This window comes from Cupriavidus sp. GW823-FHT07A04 (assembly GCF_058794615.1).
Map to the genome: position 1 here is coordinate 428,744 of NZ_JBXAHA010000002.1, position 22,083 is coordinate 450,826.

The following is a 22,083-nucleotide window of genomic DNA, read 5'->3' on the forward strand; positions in this document are numbered from 1 at the left end:
TTACATGGTCACACGACAAAGCTAGTGATCAGCGCTTTCTCGCGTGAAGCGAAGTGCATGTCGAGCGACAGTAGAAATCAATGTCTCTGCGCATAAGTGTTCCGTCGGGCTTGTTTGATGAGTAGCACCTGCCGTCGCTAGACGGTTCTGTAGCCGCCTCGAACCCATTCCAGGATTGCCGCGGCGTACTCTTCCGCGCGGTCTTCCCAGGCGAAGTGCCCGCTGTCGAGCAGCAGGGAGCGAGTTCTCGGCAACGACTTGTTCAGGACGTCGGCGTTTTCAGGAGGGACAAGTGGATCATGCGCACCCCATATGCTCAGGATCGGGGTTCGAATGCTGGGGAATGCCGCAGGCAGAATCGGAAGATCGATGGGGTAGGCGCGCACATAGGCCATCGCCTCGATGAAGCGCCGGCCAGCCGAAGCCGCCAGATAGTCCTTCAGGGCTTGAGGCTCCGGCTTGGACTTCATCATCGAGTCAATCGCGGCAGCGGCGAACGTCTCACCATTCATTTCTTCGAAGGCAACCGTCGATGGCGCGTTGATGATGTCCTTCAACGCGCCCGCCGTGAGCGCTGCATCGGTGGCGCCGCTGCCCACTACCAAGCTCTCGAACAGTTCCGGCTGTGCCTGGGCCGCAAAGAGAAGAGCAGAGGTGCCGACGTCAGGCCCGACGGCATGGACACGGCCAAGGCCGAGCGCCGCCAGAATCTTGGGAATGAAATCGCCCATTGCTCGGGGCGACATCAATTGCTGTCGACTTTCCGAGAGTCCAAAGCCGGGAAGATCGAATGCAAGGAGGGAGGCTTCCGCGCTGAGGATCGGCCAAATTCGCTGGAAGGCATATAGACTTTCCGGCCATGGACTCGTGAGCACGATAGGAATTCGTCCTTCAACTCCGTTACGTTGGAAGCGGATTTTCAAGCCATCTACTTCGATGAACTCCATGCTGTCTGGGTTTATTGGTTTCGTCATGATGTGTTCCTTGGTTTGCATGCAATATCGCTGTGACGGGATCTCTTTGTGGGTGTTAAGTACCGCACCGCTGCCCGGCACGCCAAAGTGCGCCTCCAGCATCGCCGGCACATTCGGCAGCATCGTGGCCACCCTATTGCCGACGCCGACGCCCATTCGAGCCAGCGCAACGGCAAGGCGGCGGCAGCGCGCGAAGGGCTCGCCCCATGTTTGGCGGCGTTGCGTTCGAGGCCAGCCGCGTATGGATTGGTCTGTGCCACCGCCATGTTCCCACTCAGAACATCGTGTTCGTGTTGTTGGTCATTTCCGGAACCGGTTGCAGTACGTCCCAGTGCTCGACGATCTTTCCATCGGCATCGAAACGGAAAATGTCTACGCCAGCGGTTTCCTTGCCGCCCCAGTCCAGGTAGCGCACGTGGATGAAAGCCAGGTCGCCGTCGATCGCAATGCGCTTGACTTCGCACGGCACCTTGCCAACCTGCTTGATGTAGCCGGCGATGAAATCGGTGCCATCCGGAAACAGCGGGTTGTGCTGGATATGCGGGCCGGCAACCAGGCCTGGCAGCAGCTCTGACTCGCCTTGGTTGAAGATGCGCGCGTAGATGGTGTCGATTGCGGCTTGGATGCGATCTCTATTCATGGGTTCACCTCTTGATTGTGGTGAACTGTATTGAATCAATCGCGAAGGAGATTAGCCATGTCGATAATTCGCTAACACATATCAATTCGTCTCATTCATGCTAACATGAGACGATGGACGCATTGAATGGTTGGTTGAAAGCAGTTCGGGCCGACGGCTTGGTGCTGGTGCGCACACGCGTGGCAGGGCCATGGGGGTTTGCGGTGCAAGCTCGCGATGCCGTGGTGTTTCATTTCGTCGCGGCGGGGCGCGCCTTCGTCCGCCAAGCCGATGCGGCAACCATCGAGTTGCAGGCTGGTGAAATGGTCATGTTTCCGCGTGGCCATGCGCATGAAGTGGCGTACTCAAAGCGCGGCCGAGCCATACCGCTCGAATCCTTCCTCGCCCAGCGCGATGGCGTTCTCGACAGCAATCCAAACGCCACCACGTTGATTTGCGGTCAGTTCAACGTGGATCAGCACCTGGCGCTTCCTGCTCTGCGGGCATTGCCTCAAGTCGTGGCGTTGCGCGCCGGAATGGAACCTGGCAGCTCATCGCTGAGCGATACGCTACGCATGCTGCGTCACGAAGTGGAGACGTCGAACTTCGGCAACCATATCGTGGTGCGCAACCTGCTCTCATCCCTGTTCGTTTACTTCATGCGCGGTTGGGCCGATGCGGCTTCTCCGGCGGCGAACGACTGGTTTTCAGCTTTGCGCTCGCCGCAGATGACACGGGTTCTCGCGCGTATACACGAAGCACCCGACCGTGCATGGACACTGGAGGAACTCGCCAAAGAAGCTCGCTTGTCGCGTGCTGCTTTTGCCCGCAACTTCTGCGCCTTGGTCGGCGAGCCACCACACCAATATCTGACGCGCTGGCGCATGGGCATTGCCGCGCAACTGCTGGAGGAAACCGAGTTGCGACTTGGCGAGATTGCCTCGCGCGTTGGCTATAGGTCGGAGTTTTCGTTCAGTCGTGCCTTCAAGTTGGCACGGGGGGTTTCGCCGACCCAGCACCGCCGCGCACCACGGCGCCACGCGCCTGCTGGCCAGCGCGAGCCTGGATCGGTTACATCATAGGTCTATGTTCAAACTGAAGGCCCACGTTGTCTGCCAAGCTTCCAGGACGCGCCACCACCGCGCAACGTTGCCAGCAGATTACGCGCGAGGATGAGGCGCCGACTAGCCTGTTCGGCCAGCCCCTGTTCAGTCAGGAAATCGGCGCGCTGCCGCGGCGCATCCTTGATCTCGCTACCAAAGCCCAAGTCACCCTGCCCCTTGCCGCCACCGATCAACTACTGGTCGAGCCAAGTGGCGCCGATCACGCGCGCCTGCCGCTCAATTAGCAGGTGCGATTTCAGTTCCACGGTCACGCTGCCGCCCAGGCGCTGCGCATCGTGCTGGCGGCCCCGCTCAGTCGAATCTCCGGGCACATCAGGGGCCATTTCCGGACCGCGTTGGCCACGGTGTCGCGAACGACCTTGAATGCTGGTTGTTCCGGGACGCCCAGTTCCCCGCAGAACGTGCGAATGATGGCGGGGCTGATGCTCGGTTTGGCCGCCCGCCCGCGTGCTTCATCCTTCTTGGGTTTCGCCATCAGTTCTGGCGGCGGGATGTGCAACGCATGCCCGCTGCGCTTGTTGTAGGCGGAGTCGATTTGAGGCCGATCTCGGGGAACAAGGACGACCAAGTCCTGTTTGATATCGTCGGAAATCCGTTCGGGATCTCGCTGTTCCGCGCTGATCCGGTGCGCCCTCCCTGTAGGGAGAGCGCGAGATCGAGTTCAGGCTACTCGTCGAACGGCGCTCCGTTCAGCACCGCCTGCCCGTCGGGCATCGCCATCGGCGCGCGATTGTGCGCGATGCAGGTGCATATGTGGTTAAAGTGTTGGTAGGGCTGCTTGGTGTCGAGCTCTTCGCAGAGGAGCTCGTAGAAGCCTCGTTTAAAGCCCAGGCGTGGATAGCGCTTCACGACTTCAGCCACGTCTGCGGGGTCGAGCTTGGCGTCAGGGAGTCCGACGACATCGTACAGGATCCCGAGCTCCACCAGGCGCGCTTCGTCCTCCTTGTAGAGATTGATGTCCCATGTATGCAGAGCGATCGTGCTCCACACCTGCCACGACCGGATATCCGGCACGCCCCGATCCTTGAGGAACCGACGGGCCGCATGAGCACCCTCGATCTCGAAGCGATGCGGGCCGCGCCCATGTTCTGTGAAGCCGAGGTCGTGCAACGTCGCCGAGAGGAACATCAACTCGCGATCAGCCTTGGAATTTTCCTGCCGTGCAAACAGCTCGGTAAACCAGTAGCACCGCATGACGTGGTTGTAGAGCATCGCGCTGGACGACGATTGCACGAACTCCTCAGCTTCCCGGGCCAACTGGGTCTCCGGTGCTTTAATTCCTGAGATCATAAGTACCTCCTGCAGTGTGCCCTACACGATGGTTGATCGAGGTAACGGGCATGCCCGATCCCCCGCCGGCAATGAAGATGGTGTTGCCTGCGAGTTTCATGTTTCCGCTCCTTCTTGAGGGTTAGCTACCGGTGTCAGTCAGGGAACCGGTCGCCAAACATCGGCAAGCCGCCGAGGGACTGTGTCTTGGTTGCCTCTGGCCTGGGTAGCTGCCGACGTCGTCCGAATCGAAGGCGGTAAGCACGTCCCAATGCTCGGCGAGCCATCTGCCGGCCACTGCCGGAAACGCGTCCGTGCGAGATCACGTAATCCTCCTCAGCTGCGATGGCGTGATTTTCGTATTCCAGCGCGCGCGGCACCGTCCGGACCTGGTTGAACAGTCCGTCGGGGCTGGGCGCAATGTGAGCGCTGCGCTGAATGTAGCCATCCGACCAATACTGGTCGGCGGCCGCGTAATCCCGCTTGTTGAAGAACGTATCGAAGGCGCCGAGAACGAGCGCCGTGCTCTGCTCTTGTGTGAGCTTGCCCGCGGCGCGCACATCCGCGAATTCATGAATCAATCGCGCGTGCTCTTTGGCCGACTTCAGGGGCAATAGATGGCCAGTGTCCTGCACGATCTGTAGAACGGCATGCGGAACGCGCAACAATGGCTCTGCCTTGAAAAGCTCGATGGAATCGGCCACATCGAGTTCGCCCGCGATGACGATGGTCGGCACGTTGATTGCCGGCACGTCACTGGTGATGTTCAGAGTGAGTTCACCGTCGCTGCTGTCGGAGGTGATTGTCATGACAGTCTCCTCGACCTTTGACGGCTATACTTGGCACCCACACTGCCACCTGCGCGCCGCCGCAAGATTCGCAAAGATAGGCATCGATGATCGGGTAGCTCTGTGAAAAGGCTTAGCCCGGACGAGCCATCTTGACGTTGCCTAGCAGTACATCCGAAAAACCCTCCGCAGGCCCGCTGACATTCACCTGCTCAAAGTAGTCGTACCAGCCGGACGCAGCAATCCGGCGCTCGAATTCGCGCTGAAACTCAGCACTCGGCACGCGATAGACGCAAAAGAAATCGTACGGCGCACGACGATCCGTTTCGCAGGCGTTCTTGCCATAGGCGATGACATCGACGCCGGCATCTTTCATTCCGTTTACCGACTCGATAACTTTTTTAATGAAATCGGCCCGCTCATTTTCGGAGAGTTTGGCCCAGGCAGGACCGTAGTTGTAGAGTTCGACAAATATCTGTTGCACGGATGTTACCTCCGAGTGTGCTAAATGAAGCCATTCCTCGATGAAAAGCGTGGTTGCAGCAACGTCAAGGTGAATTATTTCGTGATGATCCCATGCCGTCCCTTGACGTATTTTGCATTGGCTACTCGGCGAAAGGTGAATTGCGCGGGAGATCAACTGCAGACATACACTTATACTCAGGCACGTACATCATTGTGCATTTCGCTGGCCAACGGCCAGCGAAGAAATTCGCGACCCGTTCTAACCCACCGCGTTGACGCGACAAAACCTCTCAGCTGTCGAATGGAGCGTCGTTGATGAGGTCGCACAGGTTTGGACAACCGAAGCCATGAACATGGCGATGTCCAATATCGACCAATCCGGTGCCAAAAGATGTATGGGGCTTTTTCCTGACGACTTCAGCTAACGCTTCCGTAAACGCGGCCTTCATTCCTATCCGAGGGTAAAGAGCAAGCACATCATCAACTAGGGATGGCGTAATTTCATCAAGTCGAAGCCCAAAAAGGTCGGCATAAGCCCCGATGTGAATCAGTGCAACCTCGGGCTGCTTGCGATCAACGATGCCCGTGGAAGTGTGGAGAGCGATGGCATCCCAGACAAGCTCGGCCTTGGATTTCGGGTAGTCGTTCTCGAGCAGGAACCTGTTGGCAGCATCGGCGCTATCAACCTCGAAGCGCTGGTCCGCCGCGAATTCGTCGGAGAGACTGAGGTCGTGCAGAATTGCGGCTAGGTAGACAAGCTCGCGGTCGTACGCTAGCCCCCGCCGCTTGGCGATAAATTCTGCAAACCACCAGGTCCGGTGCAAGTGGTTAAGCAGTACCTTTGAATGGACCCGTTCGACGAGCGATACCGCTTTCCGGGTGAGCGCAGAATCCGGGGCGCTGACGCCTCCGATAGTGACTGGCGTGTTCATGTGTCCTCCGCGAACGTGAAGTGAACGAGGCTTTCAGTCTAGGCGCCCTCAGCTTGGCGCAAATGACTGTTTTCAGTCTATTTGTGCCAAAATTCAATCTTGTACATACGCGAGGCGAAAATGAGGAAGCGGACGGAGGCGCGTAAGCAGCCTAAGGCTGGCCGGCATAGGCGAATCGTGATTTTGGGTTTGCCGCCGGTCGATGCGATTGACGTGATCGGACCTGCCGAAGTGTTCTCCTTTGCGAACCGGCTACTCGATGGGCCCGCTCCCTACACAATTGAATTGGTATGCTGCAGTGCGGATGTGTGTCTGGAAAGCGAAATCGGCATCGGACTACGGGGGCACAGGACGCTTGAACAGGAGAGCCGTAGTGACGAGTCGATCGACACCTTGATTGTCGCTTCGGGCTTGAAGGCAATTGACCGACTTGATCCAGCAGCGATTGAGTGGATCCGAACCAAGTCACCGTCAGTGCGCCGCGTATGCTCAATATGTGTTGGCGCGTTCGCGTTGGCAGATGCAGGACTACTGGACGGTCGTAGAGCGACAACTCATTGGTGTATGGCAACACAATTGGCTGAACGCTACCCAAAAGTCGCGGTCGATCCGACGCCTATCTGGGTGAAAGATGGCAATGTGTATACCTCGGCCGGCATTTCCGCAGGGATCGATCTAGCGCTCGCGCTGGTAGCCGAAGACCTAGGAGATGATGCCGCGCTGGAAATTGCGAAGACTTTAGTCCTATTCCTGCGACGGCCAGGCGGGCAAGCGCAGTTCAGCGTCGCCCTTCGATCGCAGCGGGCGTCGAGTTCGAGCCTGGACGAGTTGTGCCTTTGGATCGGCGAGCATTTGCATGCGGAGCTTACGGTAGAGATACTGGCAGACAGACTATCAACCAGTGTCAGGACGCTTATCCGTACGTTTCGACGGGAATTAAACGTCACGCCCGCCAAGTATGTGGAAGAGGTGCGGTTAGAAGCTGCCTGCCGGGCAGTCGAGTTGGGGCGGAATTCGACGGAAGAGATCGCACGTCGATGCGGTTATCGTAGCGTCGACGTGCTGCGAAAGGCGTTCATAAGACGTATGGGCGTGAGCCCCAACGAGTACGCGCGACGTTTCGCGCGAGACGGCGAGCCGGGCTAAAGGGGCTAGGGCAGCCCAAGTAGGGCCATATTGGCCCCTACTTGACGCGAACAACTTCGTCCCGTCTTTATCGCGACACAACCGGATCAGCGGCGGCCATCGGCACGGCAATTCAAGGCCATGCAGGCGGCGACGCCCGAGTGCTCAAGATCGCCAATGCGATCGAGGCTAGGCTAGGCGGAACTTTCCGAAAACGCTTTCAATCTCGAACGAGCGTCGCCTTGTATTCGCGCGGCGACATGCCGAAGGCGGCGCGAAACCGCTTGCTAAAGTGGGCAAAATTATTGAAGCCATTGTCCATTGCGATCTGGCTGATATATCTAGCCGCCAACAGCGGATCAGCCAGGTCGCGTCGCGCGCGTTCCAGGCGCCTGCTCCAAATACAGTCACTGACTGTTTCCCCCTCCTCGCGGAACAGCGACTGCAGATAGCGAGGCGAGATGCCGAGGACCGACGCCACCCTTTCCGTATTGAGATCAGGATTGTGCAGCGACTCTTCGATTACCGCCTTGGCCCGGCACTTCAGTGCGGTACCGGCCCAACTCGGTCGACGCTCGTCGGCGGAGATTAAGTCACTCAGAGCAGCGGTCACCAGATCGACGGCGATGGAGGATAGACGACGCGCCATGGCCGGATCGACCTGCGACACCACGCCGCCAAGTTGGCGCAGGAAGGGCACCGTCAAGGTACCTAACAGGCTACCGCCACGGACGGCACGAGCGGTCATCCGTTCCGTTTGCCCCAAGCGGCCGACTAATCGTTGCCGGGGAATTTGGAAAACCAGCGCTTCGAAATCATCGCGGAATTGAAGCGTGTACGGACGGACGGAATCGTAGCAGACACAATCTCCGGCGGTGATCGTTGCATCCCGCCCGTCCTGCACAACCGTGCTATTGCCGCTCAACTGAAACTGCATGAGGGCGTACTCCTCACGCCCTCCGTCGATCCGCTGGGACGTACGAATCACTTGATGGTCGCGGCTACGCACCTGGGAAAATTGCAAGTCGTCGACCTGTGCCGTACTAATTTCGCCAAAAAAAGGGCGATCCGACAGCGGAACACAATCTATCTGCACAAATGTGTTGCACACGACATCCTGCCAGTAGGCGAACCGTTTGGAGTCGGCTACACCTGTCGTGGAATGGAACCTGTTCATCCCGCCACCCGCTGCACGAAATACGGCATTTGGAGGCAGCCACGATATCACGTGACCGCTCCAATCTCAATGCATCAGCGACACGTGACACATTGGGCATTTTTCTCCTGGAGCGATTTGTCGCACTGCGCTTGGAAACAACTATTACCTCGCCACCAGAAAAGTGCGCGGACGGCAAAGGAATAGTCTAGGCGACTACATATCAACGTGAAGAAAGGCGATGGAAGCGATCAAAGCCGCGTGCGTACAGGCGGCCCCCCGTGTCAAGCTGCTGAGTCCGACTACCGGCAAGCCGGGAGGCGGCTTCTCCATGATCTATGGGCTGGATGGCCATCCTTTGTGTTCGCCTCTGCCCGAGGATGAGGAAGGCATTCTCTATGCCGACCTCAATCCCACCAAAATCGTCCTCTCCAAGAGTGCCGCCGATCCTGTGGGACATTATTCGCGCCCCGACACCGTGCGGCTCGTCGTCGACAAAACGCGCCGGAAGGTGATGAGCGTCGTCGGCGAGGATGTGCCCAGTCCCACAGACCAGGAAGCGCCGCAGCTGCTATATGCGGCCGTTTGATTACAACCATATCTCCAATCGATGTCTCTTTGAGTATCAATAGAAAGCGAGCGTAATGATGACCAATGAATCCCTGAAAACAGACATTCCTTCTCTCAACAGGCTTCGCGACGCGACCGCAAAAAAGGGCCCTCCGTTCCGGGTCGGCATTATGATCGGCCCCGGCTACTTTCCGCTGGACATGGTTGGTGTCCAGGCCGTCCTTGGCACGTTGCCTGGCGCCGAAATTTACTTGGTCTGGAAGTCGCGCGAGCCGGTCGAAGGTTTCCAGGGCTTTTGGACGCTCCCCACAGCGACCTTTTCCGATTGCCCTGACCTGGATGTCATCGCCGTGCCGATGATGCCTCCGGAAGTGCAGACCGATCGCGAAGTTGTGGACTTTGTCGCGACCCGGGGAAAAATGGCGCGCTACCTCATCGGCGTTTGCAATGGCGTACTGACGCTCGGTGCCGCCGGGTTTCTGCGAGGCAAGCGCGCAACGATCAGCCATAACTCCCACTCGATTCTGCCTCACTACGGCGTGACGGAGGTCGTCACGGGTGGAGTTGTCGCGGATGGGAATGTCTATACCGCCGGTCCGAGCGTGGGCAGTTTCGAAGCGGCCCTTCTCGTGGCGGAACAGGCGTTCGGGCGACAGGTCGCGGAACTGGCCGAATTTATCGTCGAGTACGACCCGCATCCGCCATTCGGCACCGGAACCGCGGCAAGCGCAGGTCCCGCGGCGGTGGGCAAGTTCGAAGGAATGATGGCCGACATGATTTCCCTCTATCGCGCCGAAGCTTTGAAGTTCGCCGCCGCTACCGCCTGAAGGCGGCGCTCGGAAGCGCTGGCTTGGTCGGCTGGGACGTAAGTTCCAGCCGACTTCGGCCGGCGGACGTTCTCAAGACAGTACCCGTCGCGCCTAGCTCTTGTTACAGATGAGAACGGGGTTCCTCGCAGTCGCATCCTGTCGACGACGCACCGCTGAGCCAGCCGAAGCAACAGCAAAGGAAAGGCTGATTTAATCTGCGTGGCAGTCGTCGTTGAGTGGCTCGTAAGCGCTGTCATATGTGTGCCTGAGAGATGAGTCAGAGATGAAGCGACAGATCGGTTTTGCGAAAGCGCAGAGCCACTGCCGGTGTACATGCCTTTATTCAGTTATTCCCTAAACGGAAATCGCTATGTCTTTGAAAGAAAAGCTCGACACCTTCAGAGCAGACGTCGAATCTGGTACGAGAATCCCGAGTTCCGTGGTGGAGAAACTTCACAGGTCAACCGAGGAACTCGTCGTCTCAGGCCAAGCGGAGCGAGCGAAAAAGGCAGGCGACAGAGCGCCAACGTTTGCGCTCGAGAATACCGACGGTCAAACGATCAATCTTGCAGATCTTCTGGCCAATGGGCCGGTGGTTTTGACCTTCTATCGCGGGGTCTGGTGTCCCTACTGCAATATGGAACTTCAGGCGCTGGAAGAGGCCCGCAGCGACGTCGCGGCTCGGGGCGCACAGCTGGTCGCCATTTCAATGCAGACCGCAGCGAACAGCCGCAAGTCGATCAGAGACAATAAGCTCGGTTTCCCGATTCTGATCGACCCACGCGGTACAGTAGCCGACGCGTATGGCCTGCGCTTCGCGTTGCCAGACTATCTGATCGACATCTACAAGACCGCCTTCAAAAACGATCTGGCTGTCATCAACGACGATCCTTCATGGACCCTGCCGATGCCGGCCCGCTATGTCATCGAGCAGAACGGCATGATCGTCTATGCCGAGGTGAACCCCGACTACACCCGTCGACCGGAACCGGCCGAACTGTTGCCCGTTCTCGACCGGCTCGGCACGCCAATCGTATAGGAAGCACAATTGGCGACACCGTGCGATGGCAAAGTCAACACCAAAGGGACACGCGCGGCGTTAATTCGTGTGTCTGGCTGGCCGGCGATGCGGCGCTCGACGACGACATGGGAGGGCTCGGCAACAAAGCCGCCGAAGCGGACGTTCGAAATCAATCTGAAGCTCCACATCGACTGACCGCATTCCTGAAGTCGTCGCGCACGGGGAGCGTTGTGCTCCTCAAGCGGGCGCATCGTGCGCACCAAGGATGTGCGCAAACAGTTGCCGCTGCTGGATGACTTGGTGGAAGGGCTGCGCCGACAGTGGGTGGCGAACGGCACGTCGCGCTGGAACCGTTTCTGGCGCTGGGTTGCCGTGGTCTGAAGCGGGCCGTCTGGCGGCCGGAGATGCCGAAGGCGTACACCCAGGACAGGAGCATCGCCAGATAGAGCAATGTCAGCGCCCGGGTCAAGTAGACCGGCCAGTAGCGGACGATGCCAATCTTGCGCACCAGCATAGCGACGATGTCCCCGCTGTTCAATGCCGGCAGTGGCAGCAGGTTAAAGGCTGCCGCCTTGACTGCCACCAGCCCCAGCAGACCAAGGAACGACGACCGCGCGAAGGCGCCGCCGGCGGCCCGCAGGTACTGCTGCGCATCGCCCTCGGGCGACAGCGGTCCGCCAGCGATCTGGCTGAAACCGTCGAGGAACTGGGGCAGGATTTCGCTGCCCAGACCGACCAAACCGAGCGTGAGCAGCGCGCCGATGCCGGCCAGCGGAATGGCGATCTGACGCCAGGCAGGTTGGGCGTCGAGCGCATCGTGGGTTTCCCAGTCCTCGAGCAACTCGGTCGTGGAACCCTTGAATTGGACGAATCCGCCCATGGGCACCAGCCGTATCTGGGCACGCCCCCACGGGCGACGACGGGCCCGAAACCGAACGCCAGGGCCCGGACCCGCAAGCCCAGCGCGAGGTGAGCGGCCCGATCATCGCCATTGCGCTAACGCCGATCGCCGTGCCCCAGCACGTTCGATGTGAGCGTCCCGCCGGCCCACCTTGTCATTGGACGGACGTTTGTGCGTGTAGCGGACGCGCTCAGCGCGCGGGACGCCGGTGGTGAGGAAGCAGCTCGTCGATGCAGCTGTTCAGGTGTGTAGGCAGGCGGGTCAACATATCGTTGAGGTAGGCCCACGGATCATGTCCATGAACTTTGGCTGATTGCACCAGGCTCATCACAACCGCGGCACGCTGGCCGGCCATTTCGCTGCCGGCGAACAACCATGCGCGCCTACCCATCGCCCAAGGACGGATCAGGTTCCCCAAGCTGTTGTTGTCCACGCTCCCCTCGCCATCGAGCAGGTTGCGCGTCAGCGTCGCCCAGTTTTTGAGGCTGTGATCCAGCGCTTTGGCCGTCACGCTGCCATCGGGCACGCGACAACGCAATTGTCTCGAACACTAGAGCAATCGACTCGCCGAAGGTGACATCGAAAGGCGGTGAGTGATAGTTTCAACGGCCTGTTCAACTGAAACGTTAGCTGTATCGACTATAAGATGGTCTGATTCCCATGCGTCATATTGACGTTCAAGCACGTTCTTCCATGTCGGCAGCTTGTGGCCTGGGATATCTGCCTGGCGCCCCTCGACCCTCAGACGGTGCGCCGTTGTATCAGAACAAATCAGCTCAATCTCGAAGATGCGCACACCTGCTTCGAGCGCCACGCTTCTCCAGGAGCTACGCGTCACATGCAACGAATTGACCGAGTCCGCGACGACGGTCGTCCCAAGGCACAGATTATCTTTTGCAACGGCATATCCGGCCAGATAGCCCGCAGGGCCGATATCAGCCCCGTCGCTCCCGGCCACAATAAGTGCCTGTTCCAACGTATCAATACGCAGATAAACCGCGGCGAGCTTGCGTGCAAGTGTTTTCGCTACCGTTGTCTTTCCGGTGCCCGGTAGTCCTCCGAAGGCAATCAGCATTTGCGACGCTCCCTGTATTCGAATTTTGGCTGATTGTCGCGGATTCCTGTCGCGACCTCCAGTGGCTGGTGTTGGCTCGGACGCTCGCGCGAAACTGCTATCGTCTCTGACCGACCCGTTGCGATCATTCGAACGTTCGTAGGACAGAACAGCTAGCAATCGGGCTGTATTCCGGGGCGGGCTGGTCAATGATTTCGGATAGATCATATTGCTCAATCCAGCGTTGCATATCGCGTGCCGAAACCTTGTCGAACACGGCCAGATTCGGCTGGCCGTGACGCATTAAGGTGATTTCCCTGTTCACTGTATTCATGTCCTTGCTGTTCAGTGAGTGCAGAGGATACACGCTGCGGGTACTTTGTCTGAAGGCTTGATGCCAAGCTCCTTAATGACAAGTCACCGGAAACAAAAAGAGACATCGACTTGATGGCGCCGCATCATGCACCACCGCTTTCGTGGTGTAACGCACAAAGAGCAGGGAAATCCCGGCGTAGGCTCACTATGACAAGGGAAGGGACAATGAATGCCCGATGCTACACATGGCAGCCACGATGTCAGTGGGTGCGGCTTTGTGTCCCACCCGGGATCACGCAAAACGAGGACTGAACGCGTCGGCTTTGGCGGCCACCCACCACGATAATCAGCGACCCATTTTCTCTGCACGATATGTCGTTCGCACATCGGCTCATCTTGTGGCTTGCGCTGCTTGGCATGGCGTTGCACGCGCCATGGCCGATGATGGCCCACGCACAATCGGCCGAGGGGGTGATAGATCACACAATCTGCAGCGCAGGCGGAAACCGCGTCGTCTCCAGCGATGATCAAGTGGCGCCCGATGAGGACGCTCCCGGGGACCACCAGAGCCTCGACGATCGCCTCTGCTGTCTGCTCTGCGCGGACATCGGCGGCACGGATGCGATAACGCACGCCCCACTTGTGTTTCTGCCTCACCTCAGCCAGCTTGGTTTCGTGCGGGCAGTGCCACAGCGCAATGCGTATCGGCCTCCGGGCATCCTTCGCGCGACAGCTCGAGCGCCACCCTTGGCATAGGCACCATCGCCTGACCACCCGCGCGCGCCAAAAGCCCGCGCTCTTGCCACGGGCGGACCACCGGTTCGCCCCCGTATGCCCAGAACGCCATGAATCCGATCCTTCGCGCCGGCACCACAGGTGCCGCCCTGCTATTCCCCACCTTTGCGTTCGCGTGCGCAAGCTGCGGTTGCACGCTGAGTTCCGACTGGGACAGCCAAGGCTACTATGCCGATGCAGGCCTGCGACTCGACCTACGCTACGACTACCTGAACCAATCGCAGTTACGATCCGGCACGCACGCGGTCGACCGCGGCAGCCTCGCTGTCCCGAACGACCGCGAAGTCGAGCAAGGCACAATCAACCGCTACACTACGCTCGGCGTCGATTACAGCTTCAACGCCGATTGGGGCGTCAATGTCCAGGTGCCCTATGTCAGCCGGACCCATACCACGATCTCGCCAGGAGACACGGACGTATCCGGCTCGTCCGGCAACGGCCTGGGCGATGTGCGCGTGGTGGGCCGATACCAGGGACTCCTGGAGAGCAAGAACTTCGGCCTGCAATTCGGCGTCAAGCTTCCAACAGGAGGTTTTCACCAGAACTTCAATTCGGGGCCTTCCGCCGGCTCGCCGCTTGACCGTGGCCTGCAGTTTGGCACCGGCACTACCGACCTGATGGCGGGCGCCTATTACTATGGAGCGATAAGCCAGGATTTCGACGGCTTCGCCCAAGCGATGCTGCAGGTGCCGCTAGATTATCGGGAACAATACAAGCCGGGCATGTCCCTGTCAGTCAACGCCGGGGTGCGGTATTTGCATTTTGAAGCTGTTACGCCGCAGTTGCAGATCAACACCAGAATTGCCAAGCGAGACCTTGGCGACAATGCCGACACCGAAAATAGTGGCGGCACCCTGGTTTATCTGAGCCCGGGCGCCACGGTGAACATCAGCAAGCACGTCAAGCTCTACGCCTTCGTCCAGGTGCCAATCTACCAGCGGGTCAACGGGCTGCAACTGGCCCCTCGCTGGACGGGTACGATCGGCACCCGCTACGTCTTCTGACCGAGTTGAACCGGCTGGGGGGCGCAGCTTCCGGCCGGCGTCGCGGTAGCCTAACGCTTGAGCAGCGGCACGACTTGCTTCTCGAGCAATTCCAGGTCGACAGTGGGCTCGGCATGCCAGCCATCCCTGCGCAGGATGCCGTTCTGGTCGATCACGAATGTCACCGGAATTCGCCACAGGCGGCCGAAGCCCTTCACGTCGGCATCGCCAACGAAAGCCAGCGCAAACGTGTAGGACTTCATTACCGCCTGCGCCTCGGCCTGGTCGCTGGGCTTGTCAATGCTGACGGCAATCACGTCCACGCCTTGCGCGTGATGTTCTCGATAGAACGCTTCAAGCGCTGGCATTTCTTTGCGGCATGGCGCGCACCAGGTCGCCCAGAAGTTGATGATCGTAACTCGGCCCGCCGCGGCGCTCGGCGTGACATGGCGACCATCGGTGAGCTTGATGTCGAAAGCCGGGACCGCCTCGCCGACCTCCAGTCCGCCGGCCATGGCCGAAACCGACCATAGCGCACAAGTCAGAACCGCCAGCATGCGCATATTGAGGACACTCCAATGCCATTCGGTAGTCCACATTTTACGGCCGGCATGCCGGCCGTAGAACCGGCCCTCACCGGGCCAAGCGCCTAAGCGCTTCCGAAGGGTCAGGTTGACCATTGACGATTGTCTTGGCCAGCCGTGTGAAAACAAGGTGTGTTAACTCGACCTCAGCGTGAACGCCAGGAGCAGCACATTCACGATGAGCAAGCCGTACAGGATCGCCATGCCTGCGGAGATGGCCCGACGCCGTTCATGTTTAGGCGAGGCGCGCCGATCTCGCTTGCGTTTCCAAAGCCAGGCCACGCCAATGCTAAAGGCGGCAAAGCCCATCAGCAAGCCTGACAACAAGCCTGGCGATAAGCCTGGCGACACCATGGCGCGAGAGGCTGGCTCGGGCGGGACTTGCCCGGTTTCGATCGAGGCGGGCGGCGCCTGAACGTCGGCGACCGCCGGCGATGTCGGCTCGCTCGATTGCGCGCTCTCTGGCACGGCAGCCAACTGAGTCGGCGTCGCCGGGTCTTGCGCGGGAGGTGCCGGCTCCTGCTTTGGCGGGACAGAGGCTGCAACGGCGGTGCTCGGCACAACGGTCGTGCTTGGTACAACGGGCTTGCTCGGCGCAACGGCGGGCCGTGCCGGCTTCATGCGGGCAACGTCCCGCCACCGCCACCATTCATGGAACAGGCTATCAAGACAGCGCACGGACCCGCAGGCATCGCGCTTGCTGCGCCAGGCGCGGACGTCGGCATCGTTGGTGACGCCGCTGTGCAGCAGCCTCTGCTGTTCGGCATAGATGCGCTCGTAGCGCGTCGAAAGCTCCGCGTTATCGCAGACCAGGTGCTTGTTGCGCGAGCGCCCGTCGGTCGCCAGGCCACATCGCATCCCGTTGCCGTTTGGATCTTCACAGCGGACCGATCCCGCGCCGAACGCTGACTTACAGTCGATGTCGGAGGCCTGCGCCCCATGCAAGACAGACAGGCCAAGGACAACGAGCACGGCCAGGTGTCCTATGACCCTGTTCATCACGGCTCCTCATCGACGCGGCCACATCGGCCTTGAGATTCAACATAGTCGATGGCTGCATGGGGCCGCAAGCGCGCGATTGGCAGCGCGATCGGCAGCGCGTGTTGTAGTGCACTTTGTTTGGCGCCGCCAAGCTGCGATGCGCGCGAAGTACCGTATCGATGTCATGCGCCGCGCGCCCATCTTCCCCCCTGTGGCTAGACGGCCGGCCAGCCATCATCCATTGCCGCCCTCCCCCTCACCCTCACCCTCACCCTCATCGTCCTGGGCGGCCAACTCGCTCAGCACCAGCGTTTCATGCGCGAGCACGGCCGCCAGCGAAAGCAGATGGCTCTGCGTCTCTTCGGTGATGTTGCACAAGGAGCCGCCAGCAGCGTTCTCGACAGCCACCGAAAGCAGCGCGTTGAGTTGCGCGGTTTTCTCGGCGGCGAGGCTTAGCGGGCTTTCGGAAAGGGCGTGGGCCGTGAGGAAGGTGTCACGCCCGGCGCGCTGGGCGGTGATGTTGTAGTGCGGGTACCTATGCATCGGGCGCCCTCCGTTGGCAGGCGCGCGGGCGCTGGCTGAGGATGGCTGGCTTGGAAGATACGATTTGCCCGGGACGAGCAAGCGAAGACTGGGGCATGGGTATGCCTCCTTTTTCACGCGGATTGATGGCGGATTGGTCACCTTTTTCCGCGGGCTGCTAAACCCGGTCGCTGTGGTTGCAACGACCTGCGCAGTATAACGGCACAAAGTACGCTCCAAACCACCCGCCACAAAAAATCACACTGCTACACCATCAGCCGGCAAAAAGCACCAAATCGACGTTTACCAGCCCTTTCCGGGCATCAACCGCACCCTAAGCCAGCCGTTTCGCCAGCTCCGCACCGTGGGCAAAACCAGCCGTCTCCGCCGCGTCCGCCGTGGGGAACAGGTCTGTTACCTTGGACGATTCCAGCAACGTCCCGGCGGCCCGGATGTTCGTGCCCGGGCGGCAGACCCGCACCGTGTACTCCCAGACCGTGGGCGTTCTCGGCCGCACCTGCACTTGTACTTCATGGGTCTCGAAAACCCGCTTCTTCCACGCGTATTCTTTAATCATGGCCGTCTCCGCTTTTTATTGGAGAACCGCAACCTCGCCGGGCGAACGCTAGTCGTTCAAGCGCGCATCGCAAGCGCCATAGCGGTTGCGGGCTACCGTTGCGTTCTAACCATCATCGTATCAAAACACGCAATGTCTGCTCATCTCGTGCAATCCCGGCTTGCATTTTTGCCAATTGCGCAACACATGGCGCGGCAACGCCGGGCATGCCAGGCACTGGACAATCTGCCGGCGGGCAATCATCCTATGTCTCCCGCCCGCCCACGTGTGCGCCAGCCAGATTGCACCATGACGCTCCCTACCCTGCTGCTCTTCATTTTTGCCTCGGCCGTGACCATTGCCACTCCCGGTCCGACCGTGCTGCTGGCCCTGAACAACGGCTCCAGGCACGGCGTACGCAAGGCGTGCTGGGGCATGGCCGGGGCGCTCGCGGCCGACATCATCCTGGTCGTCACCGTGGCCGCGGGGCTTGGCGCCGTGATCGCCGCGTCCGAGGTTGCCTTCGAGGCGATCAAATGGTTTGGCGCCGCTTACCTGGCGTATGTGGGGTGGAAGATGCTGCGCTCAGGCAAGGAGCCGCAGACGGTACCGGAGACAACACCGGAGCCGACACCGGATACGCCTTCGGATTCCGCTGCCGCCCGGACGCCGGCATCGGCGCGAGGCCACGTCCTGTTCTCACGCAGTTTCCTGGTGGCGCTGACCAATCCCAAGGCGCTGCTGTTTATCTCGGCCTTCCTGCCCCAGTTCATCGATACGAGCGCGGCGTTGCTGCCGCAGTACGCCATCCTGACGCTGGCCCAATGCCTGCTGAACCTGGCCGTCATGCTGGTGTACGCGGCGCTGGGCGCACGCATTGTGCACGCCTTTCGTGGTGACGGCATGCGCTGGCTGAACCGGCTGTCGGGCGGCACGCTGATTGCGCTGGCTGGCGGGCTGGCGTTTTACCGCCGCGCGCAAACCTGAGGCGCGCAGCACCGCTGCCACACTATCGCGCCCAATCGGGCAAAAAAGGGCCAAACCATCATGCCGAAGCCCCAGATCCTGACCTATATCGACGCCGGCACCTCCGACGGGACCTCGCGCCTGATGCGGATGATCGGGCAGCAGTTGCTTCCCGGCGCGTACGAGATCCGGGCGGTCATGGCCGACGACATCCGGCAGGACGAAACGCTCTTTGATGATGCCGTGATGTTTGTCATGCCGGGCGGTGCGGACCTGCCCTATTGCGCAGCCCTGAACGGCGCGCCCAACGCGCGCATCCGGCGCTTTGTCGAAGAAGGCGGCGCCTACCTGGGCATCTGCGCGGGCGCGTACTACGCCTGCAGGGAACTCGCCTTCCATGCCGGCACCCAAGGCGCTATCTGCGGCCCGCGCGAACTGCGCTTCGTGGATGCCGTCGCGGTTGGCTGCTTGCCCGAACTCACCCGGGGCGTCGCGTATGACGCAACACCGCGAAGCACCGCGGCAGCAGAAATACGCACCACCCATAGCCTGACCCATGCCCCGATCACGCTGTATGCGCACTACCACGGCGGCTGCCGCTTCGACTTCGGCGATGCAACAAACCACGCGGCGCAGATCCTGGCCGTGTACACGGGCCTGGAAGGCACCCCGCCCGCCATCGTCAGCGCCCCCGTGGGCAAGGGCTGCGCCATCCTCACAGGCATCCACCTGGAGATCTCGGACCGCGAGTGCAAGGACGCCCTGCGCGGACACAGCGACATGACGGCGCACCTGCACGTTTGCCGCAAGCTGGCGCAAACGGGAGATGCCCGGCTGGCAGTGTTTCGCCACTTGCTGGCGCATGCCGGGTTGATGCTGGGCTGACTGGCTGATCTCGATACCCACATCGAGCCGGAAAACCTCAGGCCAGTAACCAACGGATTCCGGCTCCGGGCCTCTTCGATCCGAGCGGTATCGCGCCCTGCCTATCGCAGCGCCAGGCGAAAGGCAGAAGCCATATTGTCCTGTTCCCGCTGCGACAGTTGCAGTCCGTTCGCAGCAATCCGCCACTGACCGACAACCCTCTTGAAGTCCTCGATGATGTCATCGGCATCGGACATGGAAACCCGGAAATACCCGGCCACCTCTCGTGCAAGCTCCAGATCCAGCGCGTTGTCAGCGTGAGTGATGTTCAGCGTCAAGCCATCGGCGATGGGAACAGGGTTCATGTCATAGGCTTCGGATAGCCGCCACCCCTTTCCTGGCATCAGGATGAATCCATGATTGCGCAAATGGTCATCGGTATTGGAGACAAGGATGTTGAAGACGATGCGTGACCAAAGCTCGCACAAATCCTCGCTGGGCTGCGCACCATGCCGGATGATCACTTCGGCCAATTCTAAATAGCTCGCGCCAGCAGCAGCGTCGTCGCCATCGACCCGACCGGTCATGGTCATGGCGGAAGCGAAATGCAGTCTCCGGCCAGCACTGGTGCGATCGAAGCGCTTGACCATGAAGCAGTGGTGGTCGCTTGCGAAGCGCTGCGCCATCCCTTTCGCTACCCGCAACTCGCACGCTGTAGCCAGGGCGTTCACGACCATCTCCCATGCGCCAACATCATGCTCATCACGGGTGCTCGGGAATTTTGCGATCCAGAGGTGGCCATCGCTGTCCGAGCAGGTAGTCGGACTCAAAGAGCCTTGTGCCCTTGGGGAAGATGCCGTCGCGAACATCGCGCTCCAGCCGCCGCCTCATCAACACGCGCCCCCATCTATCAGGACACCAGTCGGCAAATACCCCGAACTTGTCGTGATGTTCTCCTGGAAACTGTGGGCCAGAATAGAGCCCGATGCGGGGATCAATCTGCAAGCGCCCCAATGCGGGATCAGCCAAGGCCGCCGGATCGTACTCGAACTCGAACAGCTCTGCTGCCCTTGCCTTCCTGGCATGCAACCAGCCAAGGCGCTTGGCGGATGCCAGGCCATCCCAGTCAGCGTAGACCCCGATCATCTTGCTCATCACTCGTGTTCCTCGTCCGCTGGCTTCTTTCTCCTTGGGGAGATCAAGGCAGCCAAGGACTCACTATTGACGGGAAGCGGGGTTGCTGTCTCAACTGGCCACCTGTCCTCTGGACGGGCGACTGTTTCGTCGCGAGGCAGGCGCGGCGCAGCGGCGCGCTGGCTGGACGTGCGTCCTAGCAAACGGGAATCTTGCAGGCCTCTGCCGATCTCGTCCGTCTCCGCGATCTTGGCCAGGTCTTTCTCGACGCCCAACACCTGCATCACCGAAAGATAAGCGCCGATCGTTACGCCCGAGCCACCGGCCTCAAGCGATCGCAATGTCATCTGAGACATCCCGGCGCGCTCTGCCACCTGCTTGGCCGTGAGCTTTCTTCGCAGGCGAGCGAGCTTGAGACGTTCGCCGAACTCGACAAGCAAACGCTGGGTTGAGGGAAGGAGTGGCGCGGTTTTTTTCGCCATGGTGGCAATATTTCTACATATCCAGGCCGAGAATGCAAAAATAATAGCACTTTTCAGGAGCGACGCAATAAGGCAAATACTCCGGCCATCGTGCGTCCGTAGTGCAAGAATAATTGCATTTATGGCGCTTGCCGCACATTTCCTCCCTATTCAGAAAATTGAATGCCCGCTCAACGTGGTCAGCCACTCCAGGGCCTGCACCCCGGCCAGCGAATTGCCGCTGTGGTCCAGCCCCGGCGACCAGACGCACACGGCCCACCTGCCGGGCAGCACCGCCACAATGCCGCCGCCCACGCCGCTCTTGGCCGGCAAGCCCACCCGATAGACAAAATCCCCCGCAGCGTCATAGGTGCCGCAGGTCAGCATCAGGGCCGACAGGCGCTTGGTGGGGCTGGTGTCCAGCACGCGCTCGCCGCTCCACGGCACCACCCCGCCATGCGCCAGGAACAGCGCCGCGCGCGCCAGGTCCTCGCAGCTCATGGTGATGGCGCATTGGCGGCAATAGGCGTCGATGACCTTGTCCACCGGCATCTCAAGGCGGCCAAAGTCCTTCATGAAATACGCCATGGCGCGATTACGGTCCGCGTGCTCGCGCTCGGACTGCGCCACGCGCGGGTCGTAGTCAATGGCCGGGTTGCCGCTGAGCCGGCGCAGGAACTGCACCATGGCGGTCTCCGCCTGGACAAAACGGCTGCACAGCACGTCGGTCACCACCAGCGCGCCCGCGTTGATAAACGGATTGCGCGGCTTGCCTTGCTCGTACTCCAGTTGCACCAGCGAGTTGAAGGCATTGCCCGAAGGCTCGCGCCCGACCCGCTGCCACAGGTCCTCGCCCAGCAACTGGAACGCCAGCGTGCAGGCAAACAGCTTGGAGATGCTCTGGATGGAGAACGGCACCGCGGCGTCGCCCACGCAATGGCTGCGGCCATCGGCAAACACCAGCGCCATGCCGAAATGCGTGGCGGGTACCTTGCCGAGCTCGGGGATGTAGTCCGCTACGCGGCCCTGGGTGAGCAAGGGCGCGATGTCGCGGTGGATGCGTTGGAGGATGTGTGCGTAGTCCATGCCGGGCCCGAAGAAACGTTGCTGGCAAC

28 protein-coding genes and 3 pseudogenes are annotated in these 22,083 nt (G+C 60.4%); 9 read left to right on the top strand and 22 right to left on the bottom strand.

Annotation, left to right across the window (positions count from 1 at the left end; translation table 11 throughout):
* Positions 1-137: 137 nt before the first annotated feature.
* From AC1Q7Q_RS05280 to AC1Q7Q_RS05290, 3 genes and pseudogenes are all read right to left on the bottom strand, one after another.
* Positions 138-995, bottom strand: a complete 858-nt coding sequence (locus AC1Q7Q_RS05280; RefSeq protein ID WP_492387137.1) for an alpha/beta fold hydrolase — start codon at positions 993-995, stop codon at positions 138-140.
* A gap of 26 nt (positions 996-1,021) precedes the next feature.
* Positions 1,022-1,190 (bottom strand): annotated as a pseudogene (locus tag AC1Q7Q_RS05285) (AMP-binding protein); the annotation flags it as partial.
* A 58-nt stretch (positions 1,191-1,248) separates the two neighbouring features.
* Complete coding sequence (locus AC1Q7Q_RS05290) at positions 1,249-1,614, bottom strand: nuclear transport factor 2 family protein (RefSeq protein WP_492372143.1); 366 nt, start codon at positions 1,612-1,614, stop codon at positions 1,249-1,251.
* Positions 1,615-1,727: 113 nt separating this feature from the next.
* Between AC1Q7Q_RS05290 and AC1Q7Q_RS05295 the strand changes: the two genes are divergently transcribed.
* On the top strand, positions 1,728-2,675 hold the full coding sequence (locus AC1Q7Q_RS05295) for an AraC family transcriptional regulator (RefSeq protein ID WP_492372142.1): 948 nt from the start codon (positions 1,728-1,730) through the stop codon (positions 2,673-2,675).
* Positions 2,676-2,734: 59 nt separating this feature from the next.
* Here AC1Q7Q_RS05295 and AC1Q7Q_RS05300 read toward each other — a convergent pair.
* The 6 genes and pseudogenes from AC1Q7Q_RS05300 to AC1Q7Q_RS05325 form a co-directional block, all read right to left on the bottom strand.
* Positions 2,735-3,028 (bottom strand): annotated as a pseudogene (locus AC1Q7Q_RS05300) (DUF3363 domain-containing protein); the annotation flags it as partial.
* A complete protein-coding gene (locus AC1Q7Q_RS05305) occupies positions 2,965-3,285 on the bottom strand; it encodes a hypothetical protein (protein ID WP_492372180.1) in 321 nt (106 codons plus the stop codon). The pseudogene AC1Q7Q_RS05300 and the gene AC1Q7Q_RS05305, both read right to left, overlap by 64 nt.
* Positions 3,286-3,383: 98 nt before the next feature.
* Entirely contained in the window at positions 3,384-4,007 is a 624-nt protein-coding gene (locus AC1Q7Q_RS05310; RefSeq protein ID WP_492372141.1) for an HD domain-containing protein, read from the bottom strand.
* A 134-nt stretch (positions 4,008-4,141) separates the two neighbouring features.
* Positions 4,142-4,795 (bottom strand): alpha/beta fold hydrolase, encoded by a 654-nt coding sequence (locus tag AC1Q7Q_RS05315; protein WP_492372140.1) that lies wholly within the window; start codon positions 4,793-4,795, stop codon positions 4,142-4,144.
* A gap of 112 nt (positions 4,796-4,907) precedes the next feature.
* Positions 4,908-5,258: a DUF6616 family protein gene (locus tag AC1Q7Q_RS05320; protein WP_492372139.1), complete on the bottom strand. Its 351-nt coding sequence runs from the start codon at positions 5,256-5,258 to the stop codon at positions 4,908-4,910.
* Between the two features lie 271 nt (positions 5,259-5,529).
* Positions 5,530-6,171, bottom strand: coding sequence for an HD domain-containing protein (locus AC1Q7Q_RS05325; protein WP_492372138.1), 642 nt, complete (start codon positions 6,169-6,171; stop codon positions 5,530-5,532).
* Positions 6,172-6,348: 177 nt separating this feature from the next.
* Between AC1Q7Q_RS05325 and AC1Q7Q_RS05330 the strand changes: the two genes are divergently transcribed.
* Positions 6,349-7,317, top strand: coding sequence for a GlxA family transcriptional regulator (locus AC1Q7Q_RS05330; protein ID WP_492372137.1), 969 nt, complete (start codon positions 6,349-6,351; stop codon positions 7,315-7,317).
* Positions 7,318-7,516: 199 nt separating this feature from the next.
* On the opposite strand, the gene AC1Q7Q_RS05335 is transcribed toward AC1Q7Q_RS05330, so the two are convergent.
* The gene (locus tag AC1Q7Q_RS05335) at positions 7,517-8,473 is read right to left on the bottom strand and encodes an AraC-like ligand-binding domain-containing protein (protein ID WP_492372136.1); all 957 of its coding nucleotides are present in this window, start codon (positions 8,471-8,473) and stop codon (positions 7,517-7,519) included.
* A gap of 220 nt (positions 8,474-8,693) precedes the next feature.
* On the opposite strand from AC1Q7Q_RS05335, the gene AC1Q7Q_RS05340 reads away from it, so the two are divergent.
* The 3 genes from AC1Q7Q_RS05340 (at position 8,694) to AC1Q7Q_RS05350 (ending at position 10,870) form a co-directional block, all read left to right on the top strand.
* Complete coding sequence (locus tag AC1Q7Q_RS05340; protein WP_492372135.1) at positions 8,694-9,041, top strand: hypothetical protein; 348 nt, start codon at positions 8,694-8,696, stop codon at positions 9,039-9,041.
* Positions 9,042-9,096: 55 nt separating this feature from the next.
* Complete coding sequence (locus AC1Q7Q_RS05345; RefSeq protein ID WP_492372134.1) at positions 9,097-9,849, top strand: DJ-1/PfpI family protein; 753 nt, start codon at positions 9,097-9,099, stop codon at positions 9,847-9,849.
* A gap of 352 nt (positions 9,850-10,201) precedes the next feature.
* Positions 10,202-10,870, top strand: coding sequence for a peroxiredoxin-like family protein (locus tag AC1Q7Q_RS05350; RefSeq protein WP_492372133.1), 669 nt, complete (start codon positions 10,202-10,204; stop codon positions 10,868-10,870).
* Between the two features lie 151 nt (positions 10,871-11,021).
* Here AC1Q7Q_RS05350 and AC1Q7Q_RS05355 read toward each other — a convergent pair whose 3' ends face one another.
* The 4 genes and pseudogenes from AC1Q7Q_RS05355 to AC1Q7Q_RS05370 form a co-directional block, all read right to left on the bottom strand.
* The gene (locus tag AC1Q7Q_RS05355; RefSeq protein ID WP_492372132.1) at positions 11,022-11,738 is read right to left on the bottom strand and encodes a hypothetical protein; all 717 of its coding nucleotides are present in this window, start codon (positions 11,736-11,738) and stop codon (positions 11,022-11,024) included.
* Positions 11,739-11,943: 205 nt separating this feature from the next.
* A pseudogene (locus AC1Q7Q_RS05360) lies at positions 11,944-12,279 on the bottom strand (transposase domain-containing protein); the annotation flags it as partial.
* Positions 12,280-12,303: 24 nt separating this feature from the next.
* Complete coding sequence (locus tag AC1Q7Q_RS05365) at positions 12,304-12,828, bottom strand: P-loop nucleotide/nucleoside kinase family protein (RefSeq protein WP_492372131.1); 525 nt, start codon at positions 12,826-12,828, stop codon at positions 12,304-12,306.
* 124 nt (positions 12,829-12,952) lie between these two features.
* Complete coding sequence (locus AC1Q7Q_RS05370; protein WP_492372130.1) at positions 12,953-13,141, bottom strand: hypothetical protein; 189 nt, start codon at positions 13,139-13,141, stop codon at positions 12,953-12,955.
* 353 nt (positions 13,142-13,494) lie between these two features.
* Here AC1Q7Q_RS05370 and AC1Q7Q_RS05375 point away from each other — a divergent pair, with 353 nt between their 5' ends.
* Together AC1Q7Q_RS05375 and AC1Q7Q_RS05380 are read left to right on the top strand one after the other, a co-directional pair.
* The gene (locus AC1Q7Q_RS05375; RefSeq protein WP_492372129.1) at positions 13,495-13,878 is read left to right on the top strand and encodes a DUF2946 family protein; all 384 of its coding nucleotides are present in this window, start codon (positions 13,495-13,497) and stop codon (positions 13,876-13,878) included.
* A gap of 89 nt (positions 13,879-13,967) precedes the next feature.
* The gene (locus AC1Q7Q_RS05380; protein ID WP_492372128.1) at positions 13,968-14,921 is read left to right on the top strand and encodes a TonB-dependent receptor; all 954 of its coding nucleotides are present in this window, start codon (positions 13,968-13,970) and stop codon (positions 14,919-14,921) included.
* Positions 14,922-14,971: 50 nt separating this feature from the next.
* Here the strand turns inward: AC1Q7Q_RS05380 and AC1Q7Q_RS05385 are convergent, their stop codons facing one another.
* The 4 genes from AC1Q7Q_RS05385 to AC1Q7Q_RS05400 all read right to left on the bottom strand — a co-directional run bounded on the left by AC1Q7Q_RS05385 (position 14,972) and on the right by AC1Q7Q_RS05400 (position 17,564).
* Complete coding sequence (locus AC1Q7Q_RS05385) at positions 14,972-15,580, bottom strand: TlpA family protein disulfide reductase (protein ID WP_492372127.1); 609 nt, start codon at positions 15,578-15,580, stop codon at positions 14,972-14,974.
* Positions 15,581-15,619: 39 nt separating this feature from the next.
* Positions 15,620-16,483: a GntR family transcriptional regulator gene (locus AC1Q7Q_RS05390; RefSeq protein WP_492372126.1), complete on the bottom strand. Its 864-nt coding sequence runs from the start codon at positions 16,481-16,483 to the stop codon at positions 15,620-15,622.
* Positions 16,484-16,699: 216 nt separating this feature from the next.
* On the bottom strand, positions 16,700-17,008 hold the full coding sequence (locus AC1Q7Q_RS05395; protein ID WP_492372125.1) for a hypothetical protein: 309 nt from the start codon (positions 17,006-17,008) through the stop codon (positions 16,700-16,702).
* A 313-nt stretch (positions 17,009-17,321) separates the two neighbouring features.
* Positions 17,322-17,564, bottom strand: a complete 243-nt coding sequence (locus AC1Q7Q_RS05400) for a hypothetical protein (RefSeq protein WP_150990685.1) — start codon at positions 17,562-17,564, stop codon at positions 17,322-17,324.
* A gap of 288 nt (positions 17,565-17,852) precedes the next feature.
* Between AC1Q7Q_RS05400 and AC1Q7Q_RS05405 the strand changes: the two genes are divergently transcribed.
* Entirely contained in the window at positions 17,853-18,530 is a 678-nt protein-coding gene (locus AC1Q7Q_RS05405; protein ID WP_492372124.1) for a LysE family translocator, read from the top strand.
* Between the two features lie 60 nt (positions 18,531-18,590).
* The gene (locus AC1Q7Q_RS05410; RefSeq protein WP_492372123.1) at positions 18,591-19,394 is read left to right on the top strand and encodes a BPL-N domain-containing protein; all 804 of its coding nucleotides are present in this window, start codon (positions 18,591-18,593) and stop codon (positions 19,392-19,394) included.
* Positions 19,395-19,495: 101 nt separating this feature from the next.
* On the opposite strand, the gene AC1Q7Q_RS05415 is transcribed toward AC1Q7Q_RS05410, so the two are convergent.
* From AC1Q7Q_RS05415 to AC1Q7Q_RS05430, 4 genes are all read right to left on the bottom strand, one after another.
* Positions 19,496-20,242, bottom strand: a complete 747-nt coding sequence (locus tag AC1Q7Q_RS05415; RefSeq protein WP_492372122.1) for a type II toxin-antitoxin system HipA family toxin — start codon at positions 20,240-20,242, stop codon at positions 19,496-19,498.
* Positions 20,136-20,528, bottom strand: a complete 393-nt coding sequence (locus tag AC1Q7Q_RS05420; RefSeq protein ID WP_492372121.1) for a hypothetical protein — start codon at positions 20,526-20,528, stop codon at positions 20,136-20,138. Before AC1Q7Q_RS05420 ends, AC1Q7Q_RS05415 begins: the two co-directional genes overlap by 107 nt.
* Positions 20,528-20,989, bottom strand: coding sequence for a helix-turn-helix domain-containing protein (locus AC1Q7Q_RS05425; RefSeq protein WP_416052270.1), 462 nt, complete (start codon positions 20,987-20,989; stop codon positions 20,528-20,530). The genes AC1Q7Q_RS05420 and AC1Q7Q_RS05425 overlap by 1 nt, the downstream gene beginning before the upstream one ends.
* A 150-nt stretch (positions 20,990-21,139) precedes the next feature.
* Positions 21,140-22,054 (bottom strand): glutaminase, encoded by a 915-nt coding sequence (locus AC1Q7Q_RS05430; RefSeq protein ID WP_492372120.1) that lies wholly within the window; start codon positions 22,052-22,054, stop codon positions 21,140-21,142.
* Positions 22,055-22,083: the final 29 nt, after the last annotated feature.